This is a genomic window from Algoriphagus sp. NF (genome assembly GCF_028823735.1).
In the GTDB taxonomy this organism is placed as follows: domain Bacteria; phylum Bacteroidota; class Bacteroidia; order Cytophagales; family Cyclobacteriaceae; genus Algoriphagus; species Algoriphagus marincola.
The window spans coordinates 37,304-57,103 of record NZ_JAPEIB010000003.1 but is presented as its reverse complement, the minus strand read 5'-3'; the positions used below and the strand labels follow the sequence as shown (position 1 = coordinate 57,103).

General features: G+C 42.7%; 19 protein-coding genes and 1 tRNA gene. 9 read left to right on the top strand and 11 right to left on the bottom strand.

Translation table 11 applies throughout. The annotated features are described in order from the left end of the window. Window positions 1-29: 29 nt before the first annotated feature. The gene (locus OU792_RS02115) at window positions 30-1,733 is read right to left on the bottom strand and encodes an amidohydrolase (RefSeq protein ID WP_274669336.1); all 1,704 of its coding nucleotides are present in this window, start codon (window positions 1,731-1,733) and stop codon (window positions 30-32) included. Between the two features lie 65 nt (window positions 1,734-1,798). After that, window positions 1,799-3,868 carry a T9SS type A sorting domain-containing protein gene (locus tag OU792_RS02110; RefSeq protein ID WP_274669335.1) on the bottom strand — a complete coding sequence of 690 codons (2,070 nt, stop codon included), beginning with the start codon at window positions 3,866-3,868 and terminating at the stop codon, window positions 1,799-1,801. Between the two features lie 91 nt (window positions 3,869-3,959). Between OU792_RS02110 and OU792_RS02105 the strand changes: the two genes are divergently transcribed. After that, entirely contained in the window at window positions 3,960-5,255 is a 1,296-nt protein-coding gene (locus tag OU792_RS02105; protein ID WP_274669334.1) for a UDP-N-acetylmuramoyl-tripeptide--D-alanyl-D-alanine ligase, read from the top strand. Window positions 5,256-5,309: 54 nt separating this feature from the next. Continuing rightward, a complete protein-coding gene (locus OU792_RS02100) occupies window positions 5,310-5,987 on the top strand; it encodes a DUF2461 domain-containing protein (RefSeq protein WP_134202572.1) in 678 nt (225 codons plus the stop codon). An 11-nt stretch (window positions 5,988-5,998) separates the two neighbouring features. Here the strand turns inward: OU792_RS02100 and OU792_RS02095 are convergent, their stop codons facing one another. The 6 genes from OU792_RS02095 to OU792_RS02070 all read right to left on the bottom strand — a co-directional run bounded on the left by OU792_RS02095 (window position 5,999) and on the right by OU792_RS02070 (window position 9,889). Beyond that, window positions 5,999-6,271: a hypothetical protein gene (locus OU792_RS02095; protein ID WP_274669333.1), complete on the bottom strand. Its 273-nt coding sequence runs from the start codon at window positions 6,269-6,271 to the stop codon at window positions 5,999-6,001. 20 nt (window positions 6,272-6,291) lie between these two features. Next, window positions 6,292-6,714, bottom strand: coding sequence for a hypothetical protein (locus OU792_RS02090; protein ID WP_035484379.1), 423 nt, complete (start codon window positions 6,712-6,714; stop codon window positions 6,292-6,294). A gap of 5 nt (window positions 6,715-6,719) precedes the next feature. Next, window positions 6,720-8,291 carry a PKD domain-containing protein gene (locus OU792_RS02085; RefSeq protein WP_274669332.1) on the bottom strand — a complete coding sequence of 524 codons (1,572 nt, stop codon included), beginning with the start codon at window positions 8,289-8,291 and terminating at the stop codon, window positions 6,720-6,722. A 545-nt stretch (window positions 8,292-8,836) separates the two neighbouring features. Next, window positions 8,837-8,913, bottom strand: a tRNA-Ala gene (locus OU792_RS02080). A gap of 50 nt (window positions 8,914-8,963) precedes the next feature. Next, window positions 8,964-9,584, bottom strand: coding sequence for a recombination mediator RecR (recR, locus tag OU792_RS02075; protein WP_026947925.1), 621 nt, complete (start codon window positions 9,582-9,584; stop codon window positions 8,964-8,966). 11 nt (window positions 9,585-9,595) lie between these two features. Further along, the gene (locus OU792_RS02070; RefSeq protein WP_026947926.1) at window positions 9,596-9,889 is read right to left on the bottom strand and encodes an ATP-dependent Clp protease adaptor ClpS; all 294 of its coding nucleotides are present in this window, start codon (window positions 9,887-9,889) and stop codon (window positions 9,596-9,598) included. Between the two features lie 53 nt (window positions 9,890-9,942). On the opposite strand from OU792_RS02070, the gene OU792_RS02065 reads away from it, so the two are divergent. Next, window positions 9,943-11,388, top strand: a complete 1,446-nt coding sequence (locus tag OU792_RS02065; RefSeq protein ID WP_026947927.1) for a sodium:solute symporter — start codon at window positions 9,943-9,945, stop codon at window positions 11,386-11,388. On the opposite strand, the gene OU792_RS02060 is transcribed toward OU792_RS02065, so the two are convergent. Together OU792_RS02060 and OU792_RS02055 are read right to left on the bottom strand one after the other, a co-directional pair. Beyond that, on the bottom strand, window positions 11,385-11,723 hold the full coding sequence (locus tag OU792_RS02060) for an MGMT family protein (RefSeq protein WP_222584544.1): 339 nt from the start codon (window positions 11,721-11,723) through the stop codon (window positions 11,385-11,387). The two genes, OU792_RS02065 and OU792_RS02060, sit on opposite strands and share 4 nt — an antisense overlap. Next, the gene (locus OU792_RS02055; RefSeq protein ID WP_274669331.1) at window positions 11,704-12,597 is read right to left on the bottom strand and encodes a mechanosensitive ion channel family protein; all 894 of its coding nucleotides are present in this window, start codon (window positions 12,595-12,597) and stop codon (window positions 11,704-11,706) included. Before OU792_RS02055 ends, OU792_RS02060 begins: the two co-directional genes overlap by 20 nt. Window positions 12,598-12,652: 55 nt before the next feature. Here OU792_RS02055 and OU792_RS02050 point away from each other — a divergent pair, with 55 nt between their 5' ends. The 3 genes from OU792_RS02050 to OU792_RS02040 are packed head-to-tail and all read left to right on the top strand — an operon-like array spanning window position 12,653 to window position 14,248. Further along, on the top strand, window positions 12,653-13,330 hold the full coding sequence (locus OU792_RS02050; protein WP_222584545.1) for an SDR family NAD(P)-dependent oxidoreductase: 678 nt from the start codon (window positions 12,653-12,655) through the stop codon (window positions 13,328-13,330). A gap of 1 nt (window position 13,331) precedes the next feature. Next, complete coding sequence (locus tag OU792_RS02045) at window positions 13,332-13,796, top strand: nuclear transport factor 2 family protein (protein ID WP_274669330.1); 465 nt, start codon at window positions 13,332-13,334, stop codon at window positions 13,794-13,796. After that, window positions 13,793-14,248 (top strand): hypothetical protein, encoded by a 456-nt coding sequence (locus OU792_RS02040; RefSeq protein WP_274669329.1) that lies wholly within the window; start codon window positions 13,793-13,795, stop codon window positions 14,246-14,248. Before OU792_RS02045 ends, OU792_RS02040 begins: the two co-directional genes overlap by 4 nt. A 1-nt stretch (window position 14,249) precedes the next feature. On the opposite strand, the gene OU792_RS02035 is transcribed toward OU792_RS02040, so the two are convergent. Next, entirely contained in the window at window positions 14,250-14,669 is a 420-nt protein-coding gene (locus tag OU792_RS02035; protein ID WP_024284583.1) for an META domain-containing protein, read from the bottom strand. A 399-nt stretch (window positions 14,670-15,068) separates the two neighbouring features. Between OU792_RS02035 and thrA the strand changes: the two genes are divergently transcribed. The 3 genes from thrA to thrC are packed head-to-tail and all read left to right on the top strand — an operon-like array spanning window position 15,069 to window position 19,752. Next, window positions 15,069-17,516, top strand: a complete 2,448-nt coding sequence (gene thrA / locus OU792_RS02030; RefSeq protein ID WP_274669328.1) for a bifunctional aspartate kinase/homoserine dehydrogenase I — start codon at window positions 15,069-15,071, stop codon at window positions 17,514-17,516. Then, a complete protein-coding gene (locus OU792_RS02025) occupies window positions 17,516-18,445 on the top strand; it encodes a homoserine kinase (RefSeq protein ID WP_274669327.1) in 930 nt (309 codons plus the stop codon). The genes thrA and OU792_RS02025 overlap by 1 nt, the downstream gene beginning before the upstream one ends. Before the next feature lie 8 nt (window positions 18,446-18,453). Beyond that, window positions 18,454-19,752, top strand: a complete 1,299-nt coding sequence (gene thrC / locus OU792_RS02020) for a threonine synthase (RefSeq protein ID WP_274669326.1) — start codon at window positions 18,454-18,456, stop codon at window positions 19,750-19,752. The last annotated feature ends 48 nt before the right edge of the window (window positions 19,753-19,800 follow it).

Genomic DNA, 19,800 nt, shown 5'->3' with positions numbered 1-19,800 from the left:
AAAATTCAACTAACCTTGAGAGCCCTTAATTATTGTCTTTTAAAAACCACTTGTCCTCCCATCACGGTCATAGCAACCTGGGTTTTTAGTATTTCATCCTCAGCTACCTCCATGATGTCCTGATCAAAGACCGTGAAATCCGCTGCTTTGCCTACTTCAATTGAACCCTTGAAATCTTCTTCGAACTCGGCATAAGCACCGTCTAGCGTATAGGACTTCAAAGCTTGCTCACGGGTCATTTTTTGATCGCCTTCATAGCCTCCCTCGGGAAGTCCTTCCAAGGTCTTACGGGTTACAGAGGCATAAAAGGAAGGAATAGGATCTACCGGCTCTACAGGCGCATCCGTTCCATTACAGATTCTGGCACCGGTTTGGAAAAGCTTTTGCCATACATAAGCTCCGTCTATGATGCGCTTTTCTCCAAGTCTATCAATGGCCCAAGGACGGTCCGAACTCAAATGAATGGCCTGCATGGCCGCTATCACTCCCAATTCCCCGAATCTCGGAATATCATCCGGATGCAAATGCTGGGCATGCTCAATTCTGAATCTGTGATCGGTTGCATCTGGGAATTTGGCAAAAGCTGCTTCATATCTATCCAAAATCTCCTGATTAGCGCGGTCTCCAATAGCATGAGAACAAACCTGAAATCCTAGCGGCAAGGCCTTTTCAGATACCTCAGTTACGACAGACATGGGAAGCGTTTCATGTCCCCGATGACCTGGTCTATCCGCATAATCTTCCAGCAACCAGGCACCTCTTGGACCCAGTGCGCCGTCGCAGTTTAGTTTGATAGACCTTACCGTAAGCATGTGGTCTGAATCGATCATTGGTCCTTTTTTGTACCATTCATCCAAAAGTTCAGGCTGTCGGCCCGTTAGCATGATGTATTGGCGAACCGTGAGTTTGCCTTCGTCTTTAAACTTCTGAACCAAATCAATCACATCCTGGCCGGAACCTGCATCATGGAAAGAAGTGATTCCCTTTTCCACCAATTCCTGTAAGGCTAAAGTCAAAGCTTCTTCCGCTCGTTCAGGAGTTTCTTCCGGAACCAATCGAGCCACGAGATAGGAGGCTCTTTCGGTCAATACTCCCGTGGGATTTCCTAATTCATCGGTGATGATTTCTCCGCCTTCTACTTCTCCCGGTCTTTCTCCTTTTAGATTGGCAATTCCAGCCAATTCCAAAGCTTTAGAATTTGCAAAGGAAGCATGGCCTGAAGCGTGGCGAAGAAATACCGGATTGTCTGGAGATACTTCATTCAAAGGCTCATTGGTTTGGAAACCTTTGACCATTTTCTCGGGCTTTTCGATCCACTTGTCCTGATGCCAGCCACGGCCTGTGATCCAGTCTCCCGGCTTGGCTTTGGCTACTGCCTCGGCTACTTTTTCAACCAGCTCATCGTAGGTTTTGACATACATCAGGTCAAGCTCCAGCTTATTGTAGCCGATTCCCATTAGGTGGGCATGCGATTCGATAAATCCCGGAGTCATGGTTTTTCCTTCAAGATCGATGACTTCTGTATTTTCACCTGCCAGTTCTTGGATTTCTGTGGTGGTTCCAATGGATTGAATCATCCCATCCTTTACGGCTACTGCTTCGACCTTCGGATTGGATTCGTCCACAGTGTAGATGGTACCGTTAATAAAAATTTTATCAGCAGGATTTTCTGGGCCGCTATTACAGGCAAATCCGAAAAAGGCCAAGAAGGCTAGGAAATAAATATGTCTCATAAGTTGGTGTTTATTCTGTATGGAAAGCTAGGATATTTCCTGTATCCAAACAAAACTAATCTCAATCACCTTACCCAGAACTTTTTTGATATAGAATTACGGTTGTTAGTTTGAAGCTGAAAAATATAAAGTCCCGGTGTGTAAAAGTCTGACTGAATCTCCAATTCCTGTCCAGCCTCTAGGCTGATATCTGATAAAATCACCTGGCCCAAAGCATTCACAATCCGCCCTATTCCGGATTGGTTGGAAATGACCTTCAACGGTCCCAATGTAGGATTAGGATAAATAATTAGCTGAATCCCTTCACTTGGAGAAATGGCGGATTCCGAGGCCTTGAGATAAATCAATCCACCGGCTCGCGTACCTAAAATCAAATCTGGATTACCTTCCAAAACATCCGGTAGCAAGGTAATCCAGGTATTTCTACCCAGTCGAGTTGTGAAGTTTTCACCTCCGATTTGGATTTGTACTTCTTCCCGCTGACTTTGCTCCATGAAGTTATCGATGTAGCTCAAAATTCCCCGTTGATCCACGGTGTAGAGTCCGGGTTGATCACCAAGCTTGATTGCCACAGTCAAGTTTCTATTGGCAGGGTTGTCCTGAAAGCCCAGAAAATCGCTTTCTAGTGATTGGGCTGATTTGTTTTCGAAGTCGACTTTGTACAAATCCAAACCTCCATTTTGAGCTGCCACCAGCAGATGAACCTGATTTTGGTAGTTGAAAAAGGCTAAATAATCTCCCCGATTCGGTTCATATCCTGAAAGAGTAATCTCAGTCCATCGGTTGTTGAGAAGTTCAAAAATCCGTTGTTTCGGGATATTTCCTTCAAAACGGATTCCTGTCAGGAGTCGATGGGTTTGATTGGATTCATCGGTAAACTCTAAATATTGAATTTCGGTAAGTCCCAACTCTCCCACATTTGAAAGAGAGAGTGATTCCTCAAATGCTCCATTTTGGAAATCGAATTCAAGGATTTCACCCAATACTTCTCCTTCACGGGTCACATTGGCACTGAGGTAGAGTTTTCCTCCATTTTGATTTCCAAGGAAAAAAGGCCTTGTATTTTCTCCCAAATCCAAGATCTGATCCTGCAAAATAGGGCTGGTGTTTCCGTCAAAAGAAAGAATCGATTGTGAAAAATCAACCCCATAAACGATGGAGGCCTCATTAGAATTAGAGCTGATAATCAGGTTTCCATCGATCAGCTCCGGATTGTGGAAAATCGGGAATCGGGGTAGCGCACCGAGACTTGGAAGACTGGTTGAAAATTCGTCGAAAAGCGGATCGGTTTCTGTTCCTTTATTAGGAAGGAAGTATAAGATATCGCACTCATCGCGGCCTAAAAGCAAATCGGAAATACCGTCTCCATCCCAGTCCTGATAGAGAAGAGAATGGCCGCCAGCGTGCTGGATTCGGGCATTTTCAGTAGAACTAACTCTTAAATCTATGCCAGCACAAGTCTGTCCAAAAGAGATATCACCGCAGGCACAGATTTCAAATAATCCCCAATGCCTCACTGGAAAAGCAAAGCCGTCGATATCCGGGCTGCCACTTCGATCTATTGAAGTGTTTTCATAGAATTCCAGATAGTCCCCTGAAGCAAAATTGAATATTACCAAGTCCAGATCTCCATCTCCATCTAAATCTTGAATCAACGGTGTGTCGAGATTATTGGCTTGAATATTTGATCCATTATCCAATGGAAGAAAGTCTTGAGCCAGTTCAAAGGAAATGGAGTTGCCGGAAGAAGTGTTTTGGTATGCTTTGATACCTCTGGCTGTGGAGGTGAATAAGTCCTTCTTGCCATCAGCATCAAAGTCGGCCAGGACCAAAAAACCACTGATATCCGCCGGGAAGTAGTAGGCCCATTCAGGTTGATGGATGAATTCCTCACCTGATTTTTCAAAGACCGAGAGTTGCCGGGAATTGATATCCCATGTGACCCACTCTTCCGCTCCGTCGCCATTTAGATCAATCGTCTGGATTTGAGCTGAATTGATTCCCCCACTCCAAGGGGAGCTTAAAGTCTTGCCTTCCAGATTGACTGCTGTGTTCTTATCAAAAGTAAAAGTAGTCTGACCCCGACTAGTCAAGGATAAGAGTGGGATAAAAAAAAGTAAGAGTAATCTTCGCATGGCTAAATTCTAAACCGAATTTAAAGATAAAACGTTGCCAAAAGCCAAAAATGAGATGGATTCGCTTATTTTGGACTATTAAAATTAAGTCATGAATATCATCACCCTATACGAAGCTTTTCTCAAAAGTACAGGAGTCAGTACTGATACCCGAAAAATTGAACCAGGAAATCTGTTTTTCGCCCTGAAAGGTCCAAATTTCGATGCAAATGAATTTGCTACGAAGGCTCTCGAAATGGGTGCTTCTGGAGTGGTGGTCGATGACCCTGCTTACTATTTGGAAAATGATGAGCGCTATTTTATCTGTCAGGATGCTTTGGTTTGCTTGCAAAAACTGGCCAATTATCATCGACATCAATTCGACATACCTATCATTGGTCTTACCGGTAGCAATGGAAAGACTACTTCCAAAGAATTACTGAACGCGGTCTTGAAGACCAAATTCAAGACTTTGGCTACAATCGGAAATCTCAATAATCACATCGGCGTTCCCTTGACTTTACTTTCTCTCAGGAAAGAGCATGAAATGGCAATCATCGAAATGGGAGCCAATAAACAAGGGGATATTCAGGAGCTTTGTGAAATTGCCGAACCCACACATGGTTTCATTACCAACATTGGGAAAGCTCATTTAGAGGGAATGGGTGGGCCTGAAGGTGTTTTGAAGACAAAAACAGAGCTTTACCAGCACTTGCGAGAAAATAAAGGGACGGTTTTCATCAACAGTCAGGATCCGATCTTGAGCAATATGGTCAAGCGATTCAAAGAGCCCGTTTTGTATCCTTCCGAAGGGGATTTTTGCGAAATTCAATTTTTGAGTGCCGATCCTTTTGTAAAGTTTTCGGTCGAGGGGGTAGATGGGGAGCAACTATCTTCCCTGATCGGAGCTTATAATTTTGGAAATATTGCCACTGCGCTTACTATCGGGAAGTTTTTTGGAGTGGATATGCATCAAGCAGTGGAGGCAGTTTTGAATTACAAGCCTTCCAATATGCGCTCCCAATTGGTCGGAAAGCGGAGTAATTTAATCATTTTGGACGCCTACAATGCCAATCCATCGAGTATGGAAGCAGCGATTCGGACCTTCGGACAGATGAAGGGTAAGAAGCATAAAATGATCATCCTAGGAGATATGTATGAGTTGGGGGAGCATGCCGAGGCGGAGCATGCAAGATTAGGCGAGATAGTCAGCGAGTATGAGTTTGATAAGGTTTGTTTCACAGGAAAACTCATCGTTTCTGCACTCACTAAGGCACCGAAGGCCCTGTATTTTCCCGATCCTTTTTCATTCCGAAATTGGCTTCAGGACAGTCAGCTTGAAGACTACATGATTCTGATCAAGGGAAGTAGAGGGATGAAGTTGGAAGGCTTGGTTGATTTTATTTAAACTCTCTCTTTTTCTAAGGGTTAAAAAGATACATCCATTATCAAACTAGAAATTATGAGGCCTTATCTAGATTTTCTTTCTGCGCTTTCTCAAAATAATCACAAAGATTGGATGGATGCCAACCGAGATTGGTATCAGTCAAATCGAAAAGAATTTTTAGAGGATGTGGAGGTCATGTTAAAGAATCTCTCAGAACTCGAGCCGGCACTGTCTGCTTTCAAGCCAAAAGACTGTGTTTTCAGGCAAAACCGAGATATCCGTTTTTCTGCTAATAAGGATCCCTATAAAACCAACTTTGCAGCCTATTTTTCCCCAAAAGGAAAGAAATCGGAGGGGCCCGGCTGGTACCTTCATATTCAGCCAGGCAATTCATTTTTTGCAGGAGGCATTTGGATGCCAATGGCAGAAACACTGAAGAAAATTCGAAAGGAAATTGATTACTCCGGTGCTGAGTTAACGGGAATTCTCAGCGAACCGGAGTTTGCCAAATTATTTCCTACCATCGAAGGAGAGAAACTTAAGACAAGTCCTAGGGATTATGACGCAGATCATCCATATATCGAATTTCTTCGGATGAAAAGCTTCATCGTTTCCAGCCCAATTGCAGACAAGGATGTAAACTCGGGTAATTTTCTGAACCTTGCCTTCCGAGGGTTTTCCGTTATGAAGCCCTTTTTGGACTTTCTGGAAAAGGCTGTTGAAGAAGTCGAGGACGGCTCGGATTTACTTTAATTTTTGAGGGATTAATCAAAATCACTCCAATTCACGTTCTCAGAAAAGGCTGTTAAAAACCCGAATCCAATCACGGAGAAGATGATAATTCCGATCACAAATCCGATCAAGCGAAGTATCAATTCGGATTTGGCCCAATTGGATTTGTTGACATCGGTATTTTTATCTACTGCCCAAACGATCAACATAATGAATCCGATTAGAGGCAGCTTGGATATCAAAACATTAATGATCCAATCACCAAGCTTCAGAGGTGGTTTTTTGAATTCTTCAGGAATGTTCATAGTATCTAGGGTTTGATGGTTTAGAGAAAATCTTTGGTTTGGAATTCGTGTTCTTGCATGGCAAAATTATCCGGGTTTAAGGGATCAGTTTGGATAAATTGAACCACGATTTTTTCATAGTTTTCAGAATTTTCAAAGTCTCTGAGGTAGATTTCAGCACATTTTCTGGCAAGTACTTCGGGGTAGTCTCCCAATAGCTTTGGATCTCCATTCTCCAATTTAAGAATAATTATAGATTCATCATTTGTCCGCTTCAAATTCACAGAGGTGCCTTGGAAATCACCTAAAGCGCGAATTTCATCCGAAGGAACAAACCCATCTCCCACCATTTTTTCCATTCCCTTAAACGCTATTTTTAGGATGTCCTCAGGCTGACAGGAGCAGGAAGAGAGAAAAAAAATAGCCATCAAAAAAGTGATGGCTTGAAGTCTTATTGTTTTCATAAAGCTCAATTTCTAAGTATTTTGATTTGCTCAGAGTGATTGTTCCACTGTAATTCCAAAATATAGAAGCCAGCTGGGAGATACCCAAAATACGAATTAATTATGAACCTTGAAGTTGTGGGGAGTGGAACTGTTTTTTCTCTTAGCTCACCCGTAGTATTCAACAGGCGTAGTTTCACATTTCCTCCTGAGATTTTTTCTTTTCCCAGATAGGCTAACTCTAAATTTTGACCTGCATAGCTTGGGTTTGGAAATAAAGTCCAACTGGGTATCATCTCTTTGGGTATCTCTCGTTTTACCAAGAGAACAGAGCTGTAGTAATCGAATTCTTCTGTTTTTTTTCTTATTCTGTAATAGAGGTGGTCTTGATTAAAGGGGAAATTTGTGTCTTGAAAGGAGTAAGGAGTCTTTTCGGTTTTTGAATTAGGAATTTGAATGGTTCCGATAGTTTGAAAAGGCTCATCATCACTATTCTTTCTTTGAATTTCGAAAGTACCGGGTTCTATCTCTCGATTCGTTTCCCAGTTGAGGGTTACTTTTCCTGTCTTTGGAGACCAATCTCCTACAAAGTAGGAAAGATCTAAGGATAGAACAGAAGCAACATCTAGAAAGTATTCCACGGTTTGAGAGCATCCATTAGCATCGGTCACAGTCAGTGTATATAAGCCTGTGCTCAGGCCGAATATATTTCTATTTGTACTGTAAAAACCATCAGGTCCTGTCCATACAAAGCTGTAAGGCTCCGTACCTCCAGTGACACTTTCCACATAAATGATCCCGGTATCATCATCGATTTTTGTAGGGAAAATAGTCACCTGAATACCAAAGTTAGGATCAATGAAAATATCCTTGTAGATGGTAGTAGTTGTCACTCCGTCATCTGCGGTAAGTCCTATAGTGTAGGTGCCTGTAGCAGGGAAATCAAAAACTGGACTTGGTCCGGTAGCAGTCCCTAGTCCGTCAAAATCCCATTCGAAAGTATAATTGTATGGTGGTGATCCACCTATAGTTTGCGAAGTGAATTCAATGGTCGTATTGCAAATCCCATTAGACTGGAAATCGAATTTTGGAAATAATGGAACAGCAGCAGTAAAGCCTTCAAGGTTGCCGTAGCATTGTGAGTTAATGTTGTTTTTGGTGCTAATGACACAAGTAGAATTTGGATCGGCTGTACCCGTGGTCCAATAGATGAAAATGTCTTTAATGTCTACCACATCCCCCCAATTCCAAGTAAAATCCCGAACCTTCACCCAAACATTCTGCTGGGCTTGTACACCAGAAAAAAGACATTCGTATTGCTCATCTGCGATTAGAACGTCATTGATGACAATATCAAAAAAGAATCTCAGGTTATATCCATTAGTTGAAGAGCCTCCAAGAATGACCCATAGTTCTCCGTTGACTGGCTCGCCTAGCTCATAGTCATCAGTTACAGAAAATGGATTTCCATTTTCATCCCGCAACTGAAAACCAGTTACTGTGAAGTTGTTTTGAGGACATTGGGCATATACCTCTCCGGCGGTATTCAGTAAAAAGAATAACCCAAATATTAGCCAAATATTGCCTTTCCGTTTCACTTCACTTAATCCTAATTGGGTTTCAAATGTACAAAACAGATTAACATTAAAAAATGATTTAAGTCATTGGTAATCCATGAGTTATCTACTTATTCCTATGTATCATTAAAAGGTTGTTTAGCAGTATTTTTTTTGACGTTGGTCCCATTTTACTTTATGAGAAAATTATTTTTTTAACTGTATTCAAAAAAAATGAGTTTTGGAGTTATGCCCGGGTAGAATCCGTCAAAGCTATTCTCCTAATCTTTTTGGAGAGATAGCTTGAAAAAAGGTGTTTGAACAAAATCCCAAATGAACCAATCAGCTGCAGTCCTATGTAACTAAGCTTTAGTAGATAAAAAATGCTCCTCTTTCAATAAGCTTTGACAGCGGAGGATAACGCCTGCCTGCCGGCAAAGGCAGGGAGTCGAACCGATAGCTTGCCCCGAAGTATTTCGGGGACCTTCCCGAATGCTTTCGGGACGCTCTGACCATCCTACAGCTATCGAGATGGGTTAATTCAGATGGTATTAAATAAAAAAAGCCTCTCTATTAAGAAGCTTTTATGGTGGAGGATAACGGAGTCGAACCGATGACCTCTACACTGCCAGTGTAGCGCTCTAGCCAGCTGAGCTAATCCCCCTTGTTTGAGTTGCAAATATAGAACTGGATTTAATACCCACAAATATTTAATTACTCTTGGCTATAATTAATCCGGGTCATAATACTTCTTCCCAAGGTGACTTCATCTGTAAACTCCAGTTCACCCCCTACAGGGATACCTCTTGCGATAGTACTGATACTTACGCCTGTTTCTTTTAGTCTTTTGCCCAAGTAGAAAGCAGTGGTATCTCCTTCCATGGTAGCGCTTAGCGCCAAAATGATTTCCTTAACCGGTTCACTTTTTGCAGATTCTAAAATTCTATTTACCAACGATTCGATGGTTAATTCCTCGGGTCCAATCCCTTGAATAGGTGATATGACACCGCCCAAAACATGATATTTTCCATTGTATTGATTGGTGTTTTCGATAGCTAGTACATCCCTGATATCTTCTACCACGCAAATGGTAGACGAGTCACGCTTATGACTTTTGCAGATGCTGCATTCCTCATCATCGGAGATAGTATGGCAAGTCTTGCAATATTTGATTTCTTGCCTCATTCGAGTCAGCGATAGCGCCAATGCCTCTGTATGAGCTTCGTGTTGTTTAAGAAGATGAAGGGCGAGTCGAAGAGCAGTTTTCTTGCCGATGCCTGGCAGCCTGGATATTTCGGTAACGGCATCCTCGATTAGTTTTGAAGGGAGATTCACAAAAGTGGAAATTAAGTAATGGTGGCTTGAATTCCTGCATCAAGGATCGCTTCGCACATGGGTTTCAGATCTTCGAAACTCCCCTTTTTGACAGCACATTTTCCTTTGTAATGAATGATTAATGTGCATTGCTCAGCCTGTACTCGGGTATGCTTACAGACTTTCATCAAAACATGGGTGACATGATCAAAAGTATTCACATCGTCATTGAATACAACTAGGTCATGTTCCTCCAGGTCCAGCAAATCTTCAATTAAAATTTCTTCTTCCTCCAGCTGGGGTAGATCGTTTTGAAGGTAAATCATATTGCAAAATTAAGAATAATGGTCAAATTTAGCGGTTTCAAGCCTTCTCTTTTATGAATCCACAAACAGTACTAATTGTTATCGCCTGCTATTTTTTGTTGCTTTTTGTCATCTCTTGGTTGACATCAAGAAAGGTGACTTCAGATACCTTTTTCACTGGTGATAGGCAATCTCCATGGTTTTTGGTGGCTTTTGGAATGATTGGAGCTTCGCTTTCTGGAGTCACTTTTATCTCAGTTCCGGGTGAAGTTGGCAATACTAATTTTTATTATTTCCAGGTTGTACTTGGATACACGCTCGGCTATTTTACAATTGCTAAGGTTCTATTGCCTTTATATTATCGATTGAATCTCATTTCGATCTACACCTATTTGGAGGATAGATTTGGCTTTTACAGTTACAAGACTGGTGCTTTCTTTTTTATTCTTTCGCGGACCTTAGGCTCATCTCTAAGGGTTTTCTTGGTGGCATCAGTTTTACAGTTGATTCTGTTCGATTCCTTAGGAATTCCCTTCTGGGTTTCGGTCCTAATTACAGTAGGCCTGATTTGGATTTACACCCACCGGGGAGGGATCAAAACGGTGGTTTGGACCGATACGCTACAGACCTTTTTTATGCTTGCATCGGTGGTTGTTTGCATCATTGTGGTCGGCGACGCATTGGAGTTTTCAGGGATCTCAGATTATTTCAGCCGGGTATCCGAAGACTCGAGGTCTTCCATCTTTAATTGGGACTGGAAAGCCGGGACTAATTTTTTCAAGCAGTTTATTTCCGGAGCATTTATCACTATTGTCATGACTGGCCTGGACCAGGATATGATGCAAAAAAACTTGACCTGTAGAAATATTGGGGATGCTCAGAAAAATATGTTTTGGTTTACAATCATCTTGGTCTTTGTAAATCTACTTTTCTTAGGACTGGGGGTAATGTTATATCTTTTTGCGGAGACGCAAGGGCTTGCACTTCCCGAGAAATCCGATGAATTGTTCCCATTTTTGGCGACGCAGCATTTTCCTGCCTATGCAGGAATCATTTTTGTCCTGGGAATAACGGCGGCAGCCTACTCCAGCGCAGACTCAACGCTTACTGCTTTGACCACTTCCTTTTGTATTGATTTTCTAGAAATCGAGCGAAAATATCCAAAGGACAGACAGGTGTCAGTCAGAAAAAAAGTCCACCTGGCTTTTACGTTTATCATGTTTTTGGCTATCCTGATCTTTCACTGGATCAATGATCAAAGTGTGATCAATTCGGTATTTATCATTGCGGGATACACATACGGGCCTCTTCTGGGATTGTATGCTTTTGGATTGTTCACAAAAATGAAAGTTCAGGATAATATGGTCCCATTTCTAGCTGTAGCAGCCCCTCTGATTACCTTTTTCATTAGCTCAAATTCAGAGCGATGGTTTTGGGGGTATAAGTTTGGGTTTGAGGCTTTGATTTTGAATGGTCTCTTGATGTTTTTGGGGCTGTATCTTTTCCGTCAAAAGAATTAAAGCCCGAGTTCTTTCTCCGGATCCCAAAAAAGCTTGTCGAAATCCTGAACTTGATCTTTTTCTACATGGATTCCTTCCAGTTCCAATAGTTCTTGCATTCGGGTAGGAGTGGCAAAGTGATGCTTTCCAGTCAAAACTCCTACTCTATTTACAACTCGATGGGCTGGAACGTCCGGTAGGGTATGAGCCGCGTTCATAGCATAACCCACCATTCGAGCACCGCTTTTTAGTCCCAAATAATGAGCGATTGTTCCGTAGGTGCATACTCTTCCGGGAGGAATCTCGCGCACCACCTGATAGACAAGGTCAAAATAATTAGACTTTTTTGTGTTCATTTTTCCAGTTCAAAAAGGATTGATTGATGGCCTTACGGACTTGCGCTTCTTTGATTTTTTCACCTGATCGAATAGGGAATTGATAGCGCATCAGGATATTATCGGACTTTCGCTCCAGGATATTCAGTTGGGCACCTTCGGTCAGCACGAGATCTCCATATTCTTTCAAAACCTGTGTGAGGCTCTCCTCCAATTGATTCAATTGTAAATCACTGGAGTAGGGGATTTCTGCATCGAATACGACTTGGTGCGTGTTGTTTTTAGAATAATTCACCACATCGGTGGATAGAATTATGGAATTGGGAATGAAAATCAATTCACCTGTTTCGCTTTTTAAGACCGTATTCACAAGGGTAATATCCCGAATGAAACCAGTTTTATTTCCCACATTGATTTTGTCTCCTATTTCCAGCTGCTCTGAAAACATCAGGATCAAACCGTTTACGATATTGGTGATGTATTCTTTTGTAAGTAGCGCAATAGCAGCTGCGACAATAGTGATGGAAGTCAAAAACTCCAAGGGTCTGATTCCGAAGGCAAGCATCAAGGAAATAAGGAAGGCAAAGAAATTCAGGATGGTGGCTATCCGGTTGATTCCAAGGACGAAATTTGGCTGAACCTTTGTCTCTGCAGTTTTCTTTAAATAAATCCCCAAAGTGATAAACCGGCCAAGAGAGATAACCAAGTGTGCACTCAGCAGAAAAATACCAGCCCGGAGTAGATTGGTGAGGGATGCATGCTCTTCCAAAAATCGATGCACAGGTGTATCTGCCACATAGGCTATTTGTAAGAGAATCAATAAGATCAGCTTGAGAAAAAAGTAACCTCTTCTCCTGTTCTCTTTGCTTCGTATACTGGTTTTTATATCATTCATAATAGAATCGAAAAATAACAGTTAATTTTAGGAATTATCAACCATTAAAATTGGAATGACTCGAAATATTATTGTCACAGGTGCTGCGGGTAATTTGGGAGGAGCTGTTGTAGAAAAATTTAAGCGGGAAGGCTATAAAGTCATTGCCCTATTGCATCCCGGAAAAAATGAAGAAGTAGAAGAAGCCGATGATAGCTATGAGGTAGATGTCGCAGATGAAGCGGCAGTTGAGGCTTTTGTCAAAGAGTATCAATTGCAGTACAATGACCTGGATGCATTAGCACTTTTGGTAGGAGGATTTGCGATGGGTTCTATGGAAGAAACCTCAAAAGCAGACTTAGATCAAATGATTCAGCTGAATTTTTACAGTGCCTTTCACTTAGTCAAAGGCTTTCTTCCTTTGATGCAAAAGCAGAATAAAGGCACTTTCCTTTTTGTGGGAGCAAGGCCAGCTTTACAGCTAGTGGATGCGGCAGGAACTTTTGCCTATGCAATGAGTAAAAGCATGGTGATCAATCTTGCGGAGATGGTTGCCAGCTTTACGCAGGACACCTCTATTCGTTCTCATGTTTTCGTTCCAAGTATCATTGATACTCCACCAAACAGGGAATCTATGCCCGATTCAGACTTTTCGAAATGGGTCCGCCCTGAAGAAATTGCAGAGGCCATGCACTATGCAGTGAATAATGATGCTCTTCGAAATATGACTTTCAAACTTTATGGTGAAGTATAATATGAAAAATGTTTTAGTAGTAATCTTGGCCTTCTTGATGATTGGGCTTCAAAAGCAGGCAATGGCCCAGACTCCAGAGATGGAGGTTCAAAAGGTGATCGAGCAGCTTTTTGATGCAATGCGTACCAAAGACGGTGTCGCCGCGGGTGCGGTTTTTTTAGAAACAGCACCTATGCAAACTGTGGTAGCAGGCGAAAATGGGAGTACTCTTGGAAGTAATTCAGTCGCTGATTTTGTGAATCGGATCGCCACCACTCCAGAAGATGTAAATCTGGATGAGCGGATCCTGGACTATCAAATCAAAGTAGACGGAGATCTTGCTGCAGCCTGGACGCCTTATGAATTCTACGTGAATGATCAATTTAGCCACTGCGGGGTCAATTCATTTCAACTTGTCCGCACTGCTGAAGGATGGAAAATCTCCTATATCATCGATACCCGTCGGAAAGAGGGATGTAACCAATGAGCTTGAACAAAGAAGAGGTATTCAAACAGGCCGTTTCGATCCTCAAAACAAGAATCCAGGAATTGAAAGAAGAGCGAAAAGCTATTTCTGATGGAATTTTGGAAGATGATAAAAGCAGTGCAGGAGATAAGTTTGAAACCGGTAGGGAAATGCTTACCCAGGATCTGAGGCAGGTTGAATCTCAAATTACCTCCAATTCCAACCTTTTAGATGAAATTTATCGTGTGCAAAGCGTAAAATCCCAGAGCTCAAATGTTAGAGAAGGGTCTTTGATCCGAATTGCCGGAGAATATTTTCTGATCGCTGCCGCAGTTGGTAAAATTACGGTGAATGAGCAAGGCGTTTATTTGATCAGCGCAGCATCACCTTTGGCACAGAGTGTCATGGGAAAAGGCAGTGGCGATAAAGTCCTATTCAAAGGAAAAGAGAGTCCCGTTGAACTGATTGCCTAGGCTAATTTTTCGGGACAAAACTCATCAATTCTTTTGCTCCATCAAGTAGTGTCAATTTATCCTTGCCTACCTTAAGGTTTTTAACTTGACTCAGTGCAGAAATAAAATCCTGCTCTCCTGTTCCAGGGCAGGCTTTTCGAGTCATGGCACCAGGGTCTAGGTTGATGTCAGTTCCTTCGAGCTTGAAGCTTCCATTGAAATTATTACAACCCGAAAAACCAGTGAGTTTTCCATCATCCATAAAGTTGAGAAAAGGGACTCCACCGGAAAATTGCGATAGATCTAGACCTTGACCTAGTAGGGAAGAAAGAGCCCAACTATTTCCAGTAAGGAGGCTTAGTGGATTCAGGCTTTTGACACTGCTACAGCCGCTAAACAAAATAAAAACCAAGGCTATCGAAAATAAACGTGCTTTTTTCATGGAAATCTGAATTTGGTTCACTCTAAAATAGCGGATTTACTTCATTTTTATTTTATAGGAAAGTCGGTTTTCGAAAAAATATTTGGGTGATCCATTATCTTTCTTTTAGAAAAAATCTATTTAAAGGCTATTTTTTCTGCCAATTTGAAAGATAAATGGGTGAATGCTTGGCAAAAAGAAAATGGAGGCTTAAACTTGCAAATGCTATCCTTGCTATGAAAAAGTCCATGATTGCACCATTTTTACCGGCTTTTACCCCACGACTTTCTTGGGGCTTTACCTTTTTTGGAATGAGCAAGACCATGATGACGATCATCATTACGGGGTAATCCCGTATCTATTTTCTACCTCCGCCCTTTTGGCTTTTGCCATATTTCTCATCAAATCACAAAGTAAATCATGAAAATCATCAAGTTTGGTGGTTCGTCCATAGCGAATCCAGATTCAATTAAACAGGTTTTTTCCATCATTCAGGATAAACTGAAGCGACAGGAAATAGCCGTAATTTTTTCCGCTTTTGGTGGGGTTACTGAGACACTCCTCACCATTGCCAAAATGGCCAGAGAAGGGGATCAGGTTTATCGGGATTTATTACAGACGCTTGAAGAGAAGCATTTGGATATGGTTCGGCAACTTATTGCTGTGCAGAATCAGTCTACCGTCATGACTTATGTAAAAGTCCGATTCAATGAATTGGAGGACTTGTTTCATGGTATTTATCTGATAAAAGAAAATTCCCCTCGGACGCTGGATTATGTAGTGAGTTTTGGGGAGCGGCTTTCTGCATTCATTTTATCAGAAGCATTGACTGCCAAGGGCGTGAAAAGCCGCTTTCTCGATGCACGAGAAGTGATCCGTACCAATGATCGATTTGGGCAGGCAAGGGTTGATTTTGAAAAAACCAATGCATTGATCCGTCAGTATTTTTTGAATTATGATGGGGTTAAGGTGATCACAGGATTTATCGCTTCAACGGAAAAGGGTGAGACCACTACCTTGGGAAGGTCTGGTTCAGACTATACCGCAGCGATTTTTGCATCAGCCTTGGAAGCAGATGATTTGGAGATTTGGACGGATGTATCCGGAGTTTTGACTTCGGACCCAAATTTGGTTTACACCGCTTTCACCATTCCTCAGTTGAGCTACAATGAGGCGATGGAGCTATCTCACTTTGGGGCGAAAGTGATTTTCCCTGCAACCATGCAGCCGGCGATGAAGCGGAATATTCCGATTAGGATCAAAAATACTTTTGAACCTGAAAATGCGGGAACCTTGATTAATGGGGATGTGACCAATGGCCCGCTGATCAAGGGTATCAGTTCCATGTCCAATATTTCCATTGTAACTGTTCAAGGAGCTGCTTTATTGGATGGAACTGCCGGAAGTCGGGTATTTAAAGCCCTTTCAGAGGCCAAAGTCAATATCGTCCTTATCTCTCAAGCTTCCTCGGAGCACAGCATTTGCCTCGCGATCAAAACCAGTGAAGCCTATCTGGCGAAAGAGGTGATCGAGCAAGAGTTTTTTTACGAAATCAAATCCAATGAAATGGAGGAAGTGTCCCTCCTTCATGGGTATTCGACCATTGCGGTGGTGGGAGAAAATATGAAGCAAAACCCGGGTGCATCAGGGCGAATGTTCCGGGCTTTGGGTCGGAATAACATTAACGTGGCTGCAATTGCACAGGGAAGTTCAGAGCTGAACATTTCGGCCGTAATTCCTCAGCCGGACTTGCAAAAGGCTTTGAACGCCCTGCATGAGGCCTTTTTCCTTTCAGAAAACAAGGTACTTCACGTCTTTTTGGTAGGGACTGGCTTGATTGGAAAAGCCCTGATGCGAATGATCGAGATCCAGCAGGCAAAACTTCGAGAGGAAAGCGAGCTGGATATCCAAATCCACGGTTTGGCGAATAGTCGTTTTATGGCTTTTCATGAGGATGGATTTGATCTGAAAGCCGGTTATGATTTGTCCGAAAAGGATCAAAAAATGGATATGGAGAAGTTTGTCCGACAAATGGAGGAAATGAACTTTTCTAACTCTGTTTTCGTGGATTGCACCGCAAGTCAAGAAGTGGCCGATGCCTATCCTCGTGTCTTGGGGGCGAAAGTGGCCATTGTCACTCCGAACAAAAAAGCCAACTCTGGAACCATGGAGCAATACCTGGAGCTCAAGAAGCTGGCGAAGAAGCGAGGGGTGAAATTCCTCTACGAAACCAATGTTGCAGCAGGGCTTCCCGTCATCAATACCTTACAGGATTTGATGCTATCCGGGGATAAGGTGATCCGAATTGAGGCAGTTTTGAGTGGGTCAATGAATTTTATTTTTTCCGAATTGGAAAAGGGAGACCCATTTTCCGAAGTGGTCAAATCTGCTAAAGAGAAAGGCTATACTGAGCCAGATCCTCGAGATGATCTTAGTGGGATGGATGTAGCTAGAAAAATTTTGATCCTGGGAAGAGAGGCGGAGCAAAGACTAGAATTTGAAGATATCACGGTGCAAAGTATGGTGCCTGAAGACTGCCAGTCTGTGCAATCGGTTGACGATTTTTTTGAAAAACTGAAAGATCAAGATGCTTCTTTTGCCAAACTCCTGAAGGAAGCTGAAGTTAAGGGCGAAAAGCTAAGATTCATGGCGACACTCGAAAACGGTAAGGCGAAAGTGGGATTGAATTCGCTTCCTGCTTCGCACCCATTTAGCAATTTGAGTGGCAGTGATAATATGATTCTACTCACCACAGAGCGATATCTTGATCGGCCTATGATCATCAGAGGGCCAGGTGCCGGAGCAGATGTAACTGCAGCGGGTGTATTTGCAGACGTCATTCGAATCGGTAACTATACTCGGGAGTGATGCGAACTGTCAAAGCTTTTGCGCCAGCTACTGTAGCCAATGTTTCCTGTGGCTTTGATATTCTTGGCTTTGCTATAGAAGGTATGGGAGATACCGTGCAGCTCATAGAAAATAATAGCCAAGAGCTCAGGGTAGTTTCAATCACAGGAGACGGGGGTAGATTGCCTTTGGATGCTGCTAAAAATACCTGTTCGGTAGCCATTCAAGCTCTCTTGGATGAGTTGGGAATCCATCTTGGATTGGATATTCATTTAGAAAAAGGGCTGCCACTCGGATCTGGAATGGGTTCAAGTGCTGCCAGTGCCGTGGCGGCCTTGGTCGCTTTGAATGAATTCCTAGAAAACCCATTGGAGAAAAAAGATCTGCTGCCCTTTGCGATCTTAGCTGAGAAAGTTGCCTGCGGTGCTGGTCATGCAGATAATGTCGCTCCTAGTCTTTTGGGAGGATTTGTCCTGATCCGGGATTATCATCCACTAGATGTCATCAAACTGCCAGTGCCTTCGGAATTACATTGTGTGCTTTTGCATCCGCATTATGAACTCCGGACAGAGGATTCCCGCTCAGTTCTTCGGGACCAAATTCCTTTAAAATATTCCACCATACAATCAGGAAATGTTGGTGGCTTGGTTTCTGGGCTTTTTCTATCCGATTATGGATTGATATCAAGGTCATTGCGGGATGTGATAGCAGAGCCTTATCGAGCAGTGTTGATCCCCGGATTTTATGAGGTACGAGAAGCAATCAAATCGGCTGGTTCACTCGGAATGGGTATTTCAGGCTCCGGGCCAACCCTTTTTTCCCTCTGTCAGGGGGAGAGTTCCATCCCCGGAATTATTTCAGCGGCTCGAAAGGTCTATGAATCTATGGGGCTCGGAGTAGATGCCTATCACTCAGCGATCAATACCCGTGGAGCTTTTGTAATTGAATAAACCACAGCATGAAGTATTACAGCACCAATAACCATAAGCATCAAGTTGGTCTTTCTGAGGCCGTAATCAAAGGTTTGGCACCAGATAATGGGCTGTATATGCCCGAGCGGATTCCTGTTTTGCCAAATGACCTGATCGAAAAAATGTCCGAAATGAGCTTTCGGGAAATCGGCTATGCGGTGATTGGGGCTTTGTTTTCGGAGGATTTGACCGAAAAGCAGATTCATGAGTTGGTTAATCATACGCTCAGTTTTGATGCACCAATCGTGGAGGTGGAGGAAGATGTGTATAGTCTAGAGCTGTTTCATGGGCCTACTTTGGCTTTCAAGGATGTAGGAGCAAGGTTTTGTTCCAAACTGATGAGCATGCTGGTCGAAGATAAAAGTAAGACGCTTCGAGTTTTGGTTGCCACCTCAGGAGATACCGGAAGTGCTGTTGCCAATGGTTTTTTGGGCGTTCCAGGTGTGGAAGTGATTATTCTTTTTCCCAAAGGAAAAGTCAGTAAACTTCAGGAGAAGCAGTTTACCACATTGGGGCAAAATATCACCGCCTTGGAGGTGGAGGGAGTCTTTGATGACTGTCAGACCTTGGTGAAGCAGGCTTTTTTGGATAGGGAATTAAATGAAAAGCTGATGCTGACCTCGGCAAATTCCATCAATATAGCAAGGTGGATTCCGCAATCCCTGTACTATTTCTATGCTTTTTCCAGGTTGCCTAAGACTAGTAAAAAAGTTGCATTTGCAGTTCCAAGCGGGAATTTCGGGAATATCGGAGCTGGGGTTTTGGCACAGCAGATGGGCCTGCCGATAGCACAGTTTGTGGCAGCAACCAATGTAAATAAGGTAGTTCCCGAATATTTGCATGGCTCACCTTTTAAGGCCATGCCCTCCATCCCGACTGTGTCCAATTCTATGGACGTGGGCAATCCAAGTAATTTCCCAAGGCTTCTTGCGCTATATGAAGGAGATGAGAATCGGTTACGGGAAAACGTGAAAGGGTATTTCTACACCGATGAGCAAACGGTGGAGGGCATTCAAGCAATACAGCCAAAGGGATATATACTCGACCCTCATGGAGCAGTGGGATATTTGGGTTTGAAAGACTTTATGGCCGAAAATCCAGGTTATGTGGGAGTCTTTTTGGAAACGGCCCATCCGGGTAAATTCCGGGATGTGGTGGAGGAAGCATTGGGAGAAAAATTGGTGCTACCGGAGCGATTGGCGGCTTTTCTGCAAGGAGAAAAACAGGTGATCCCGATGGGAAAAGGATTTGATGAGTTTAAGGGGTTTTTGGAGGGGTTGGATTGATGAAATAAAAAGTGATAGTATCATTTGATACCATCCTACTTTTTGTTT

Excerpts from the sequence above, each read along its gene's own strand:
- OU792_RS02115 (WP_274669336.1), bottom strand. The coding sequence starts at position 1,733 with ATGAGACATATTTATTTCCTAGCCTTCTTGGCCTTTTTCGGATTTGCC.
- OU792_RS02110 (WP_274669335.1), bottom strand. The coding sequence starts at position 3,868 with ATGCGAAGATTACTCTTACTTTTTTTTATCCCACTCTTATCCTTGACT.
- OU792_RS02105 (WP_274669334.1), top strand. The coding sequence starts at position 3,960 with ATGAATATCATCACCCTATACGAAGCTTTTCTCAAAAGTACAGGAGTC.
- OU792_RS02100 (WP_134202572.1), top strand. The coding sequence starts at position 5,310 with ATGAGGCCTTATCTAGATTTTCTTTCTGCGCTTTCTCAAAATAATCAC.
- OU792_RS02095 (WP_274669333.1), bottom strand. The coding sequence starts at position 6,271 with ATGAACATTCCTGAAGAATTCAAAAAACCACCTCTGAAGCTTGGTGAT.
- OU792_RS02090 (WP_035484379.1), bottom strand. The coding sequence starts at position 6,714 with ATGAAAACAATAAGACTTCAAGCCATCACTTTTTTGATGGCTATTTTT.
- OU792_RS02070 (WP_026947926.1), bottom strand. The coding sequence starts at position 9,889 with ATGATTTACCTTCAAAACGATCTACCCCAGCTGGAGGAAGAAGAAATT.
- OU792_RS02065 (WP_026947927.1), top strand. The coding sequence starts at position 9,943 with ATGAATCCACAAACAGTACTAATTGTTATCGCCTGCTATTTTTTGTTG.
- OU792_RS02060 (WP_222584544.1), bottom strand. The coding sequence starts at position 11,723 with ATGAACACAAAAAAGTCTAATTATTTTGACCTTGTCTATCAGGTGGTG.
- OU792_RS02055 (WP_274669331.1), bottom strand. The coding sequence starts at position 12,597 with ATGAATGATATAAAAACCAGTATACGAAGCAAAGAGAACAGGAGAAGA.
- OU792_RS02050 (WP_222584545.1), top strand. The coding sequence starts at position 12,653 with ATGACTCGAAATATTATTGTCACAGGTGCTGCGGGTAATTTGGGAGGA.
- OU792_RS02045 (WP_274669330.1), top strand. The coding sequence starts at position 13,332 with ATGAAAAATGTTTTAGTAGTAATCTTGGCCTTCTTGATGATTGGGCTT.
- OU792_RS02040 (WP_274669329.1), top strand. The coding sequence starts at position 13,793 with ATGAGCTTGAACAAAGAAGAGGTATTCAAACAGGCCGTTTCGATCCTC.
- OU792_RS02035 (WP_024284583.1), bottom strand. The coding sequence starts at position 14,669 with ATGAAAAAAGCACGTTTATTTTCGATAGCCTTGGTTTTTATTTTGTTT.
- thrA (WP_274669328.1), top strand. The coding sequence starts at position 15,069 with ATGAAAATCATCAAGTTTGGTGGTTCGTCCATAGCGAATCCAGATTCA.
- OU792_RS02025 (WP_274669327.1), top strand. The coding sequence starts at position 17,516 with ATGCGAACTGTCAAAGCTTTTGCGCCAGCTACTGTAGCCAATGTTTCC.
- thrC (WP_274669326.1), top strand. The coding sequence starts at position 18,454 with ATGAAGTATTACAGCACCAATAACCATAAGCATCAAGTTGGTCTTTCT.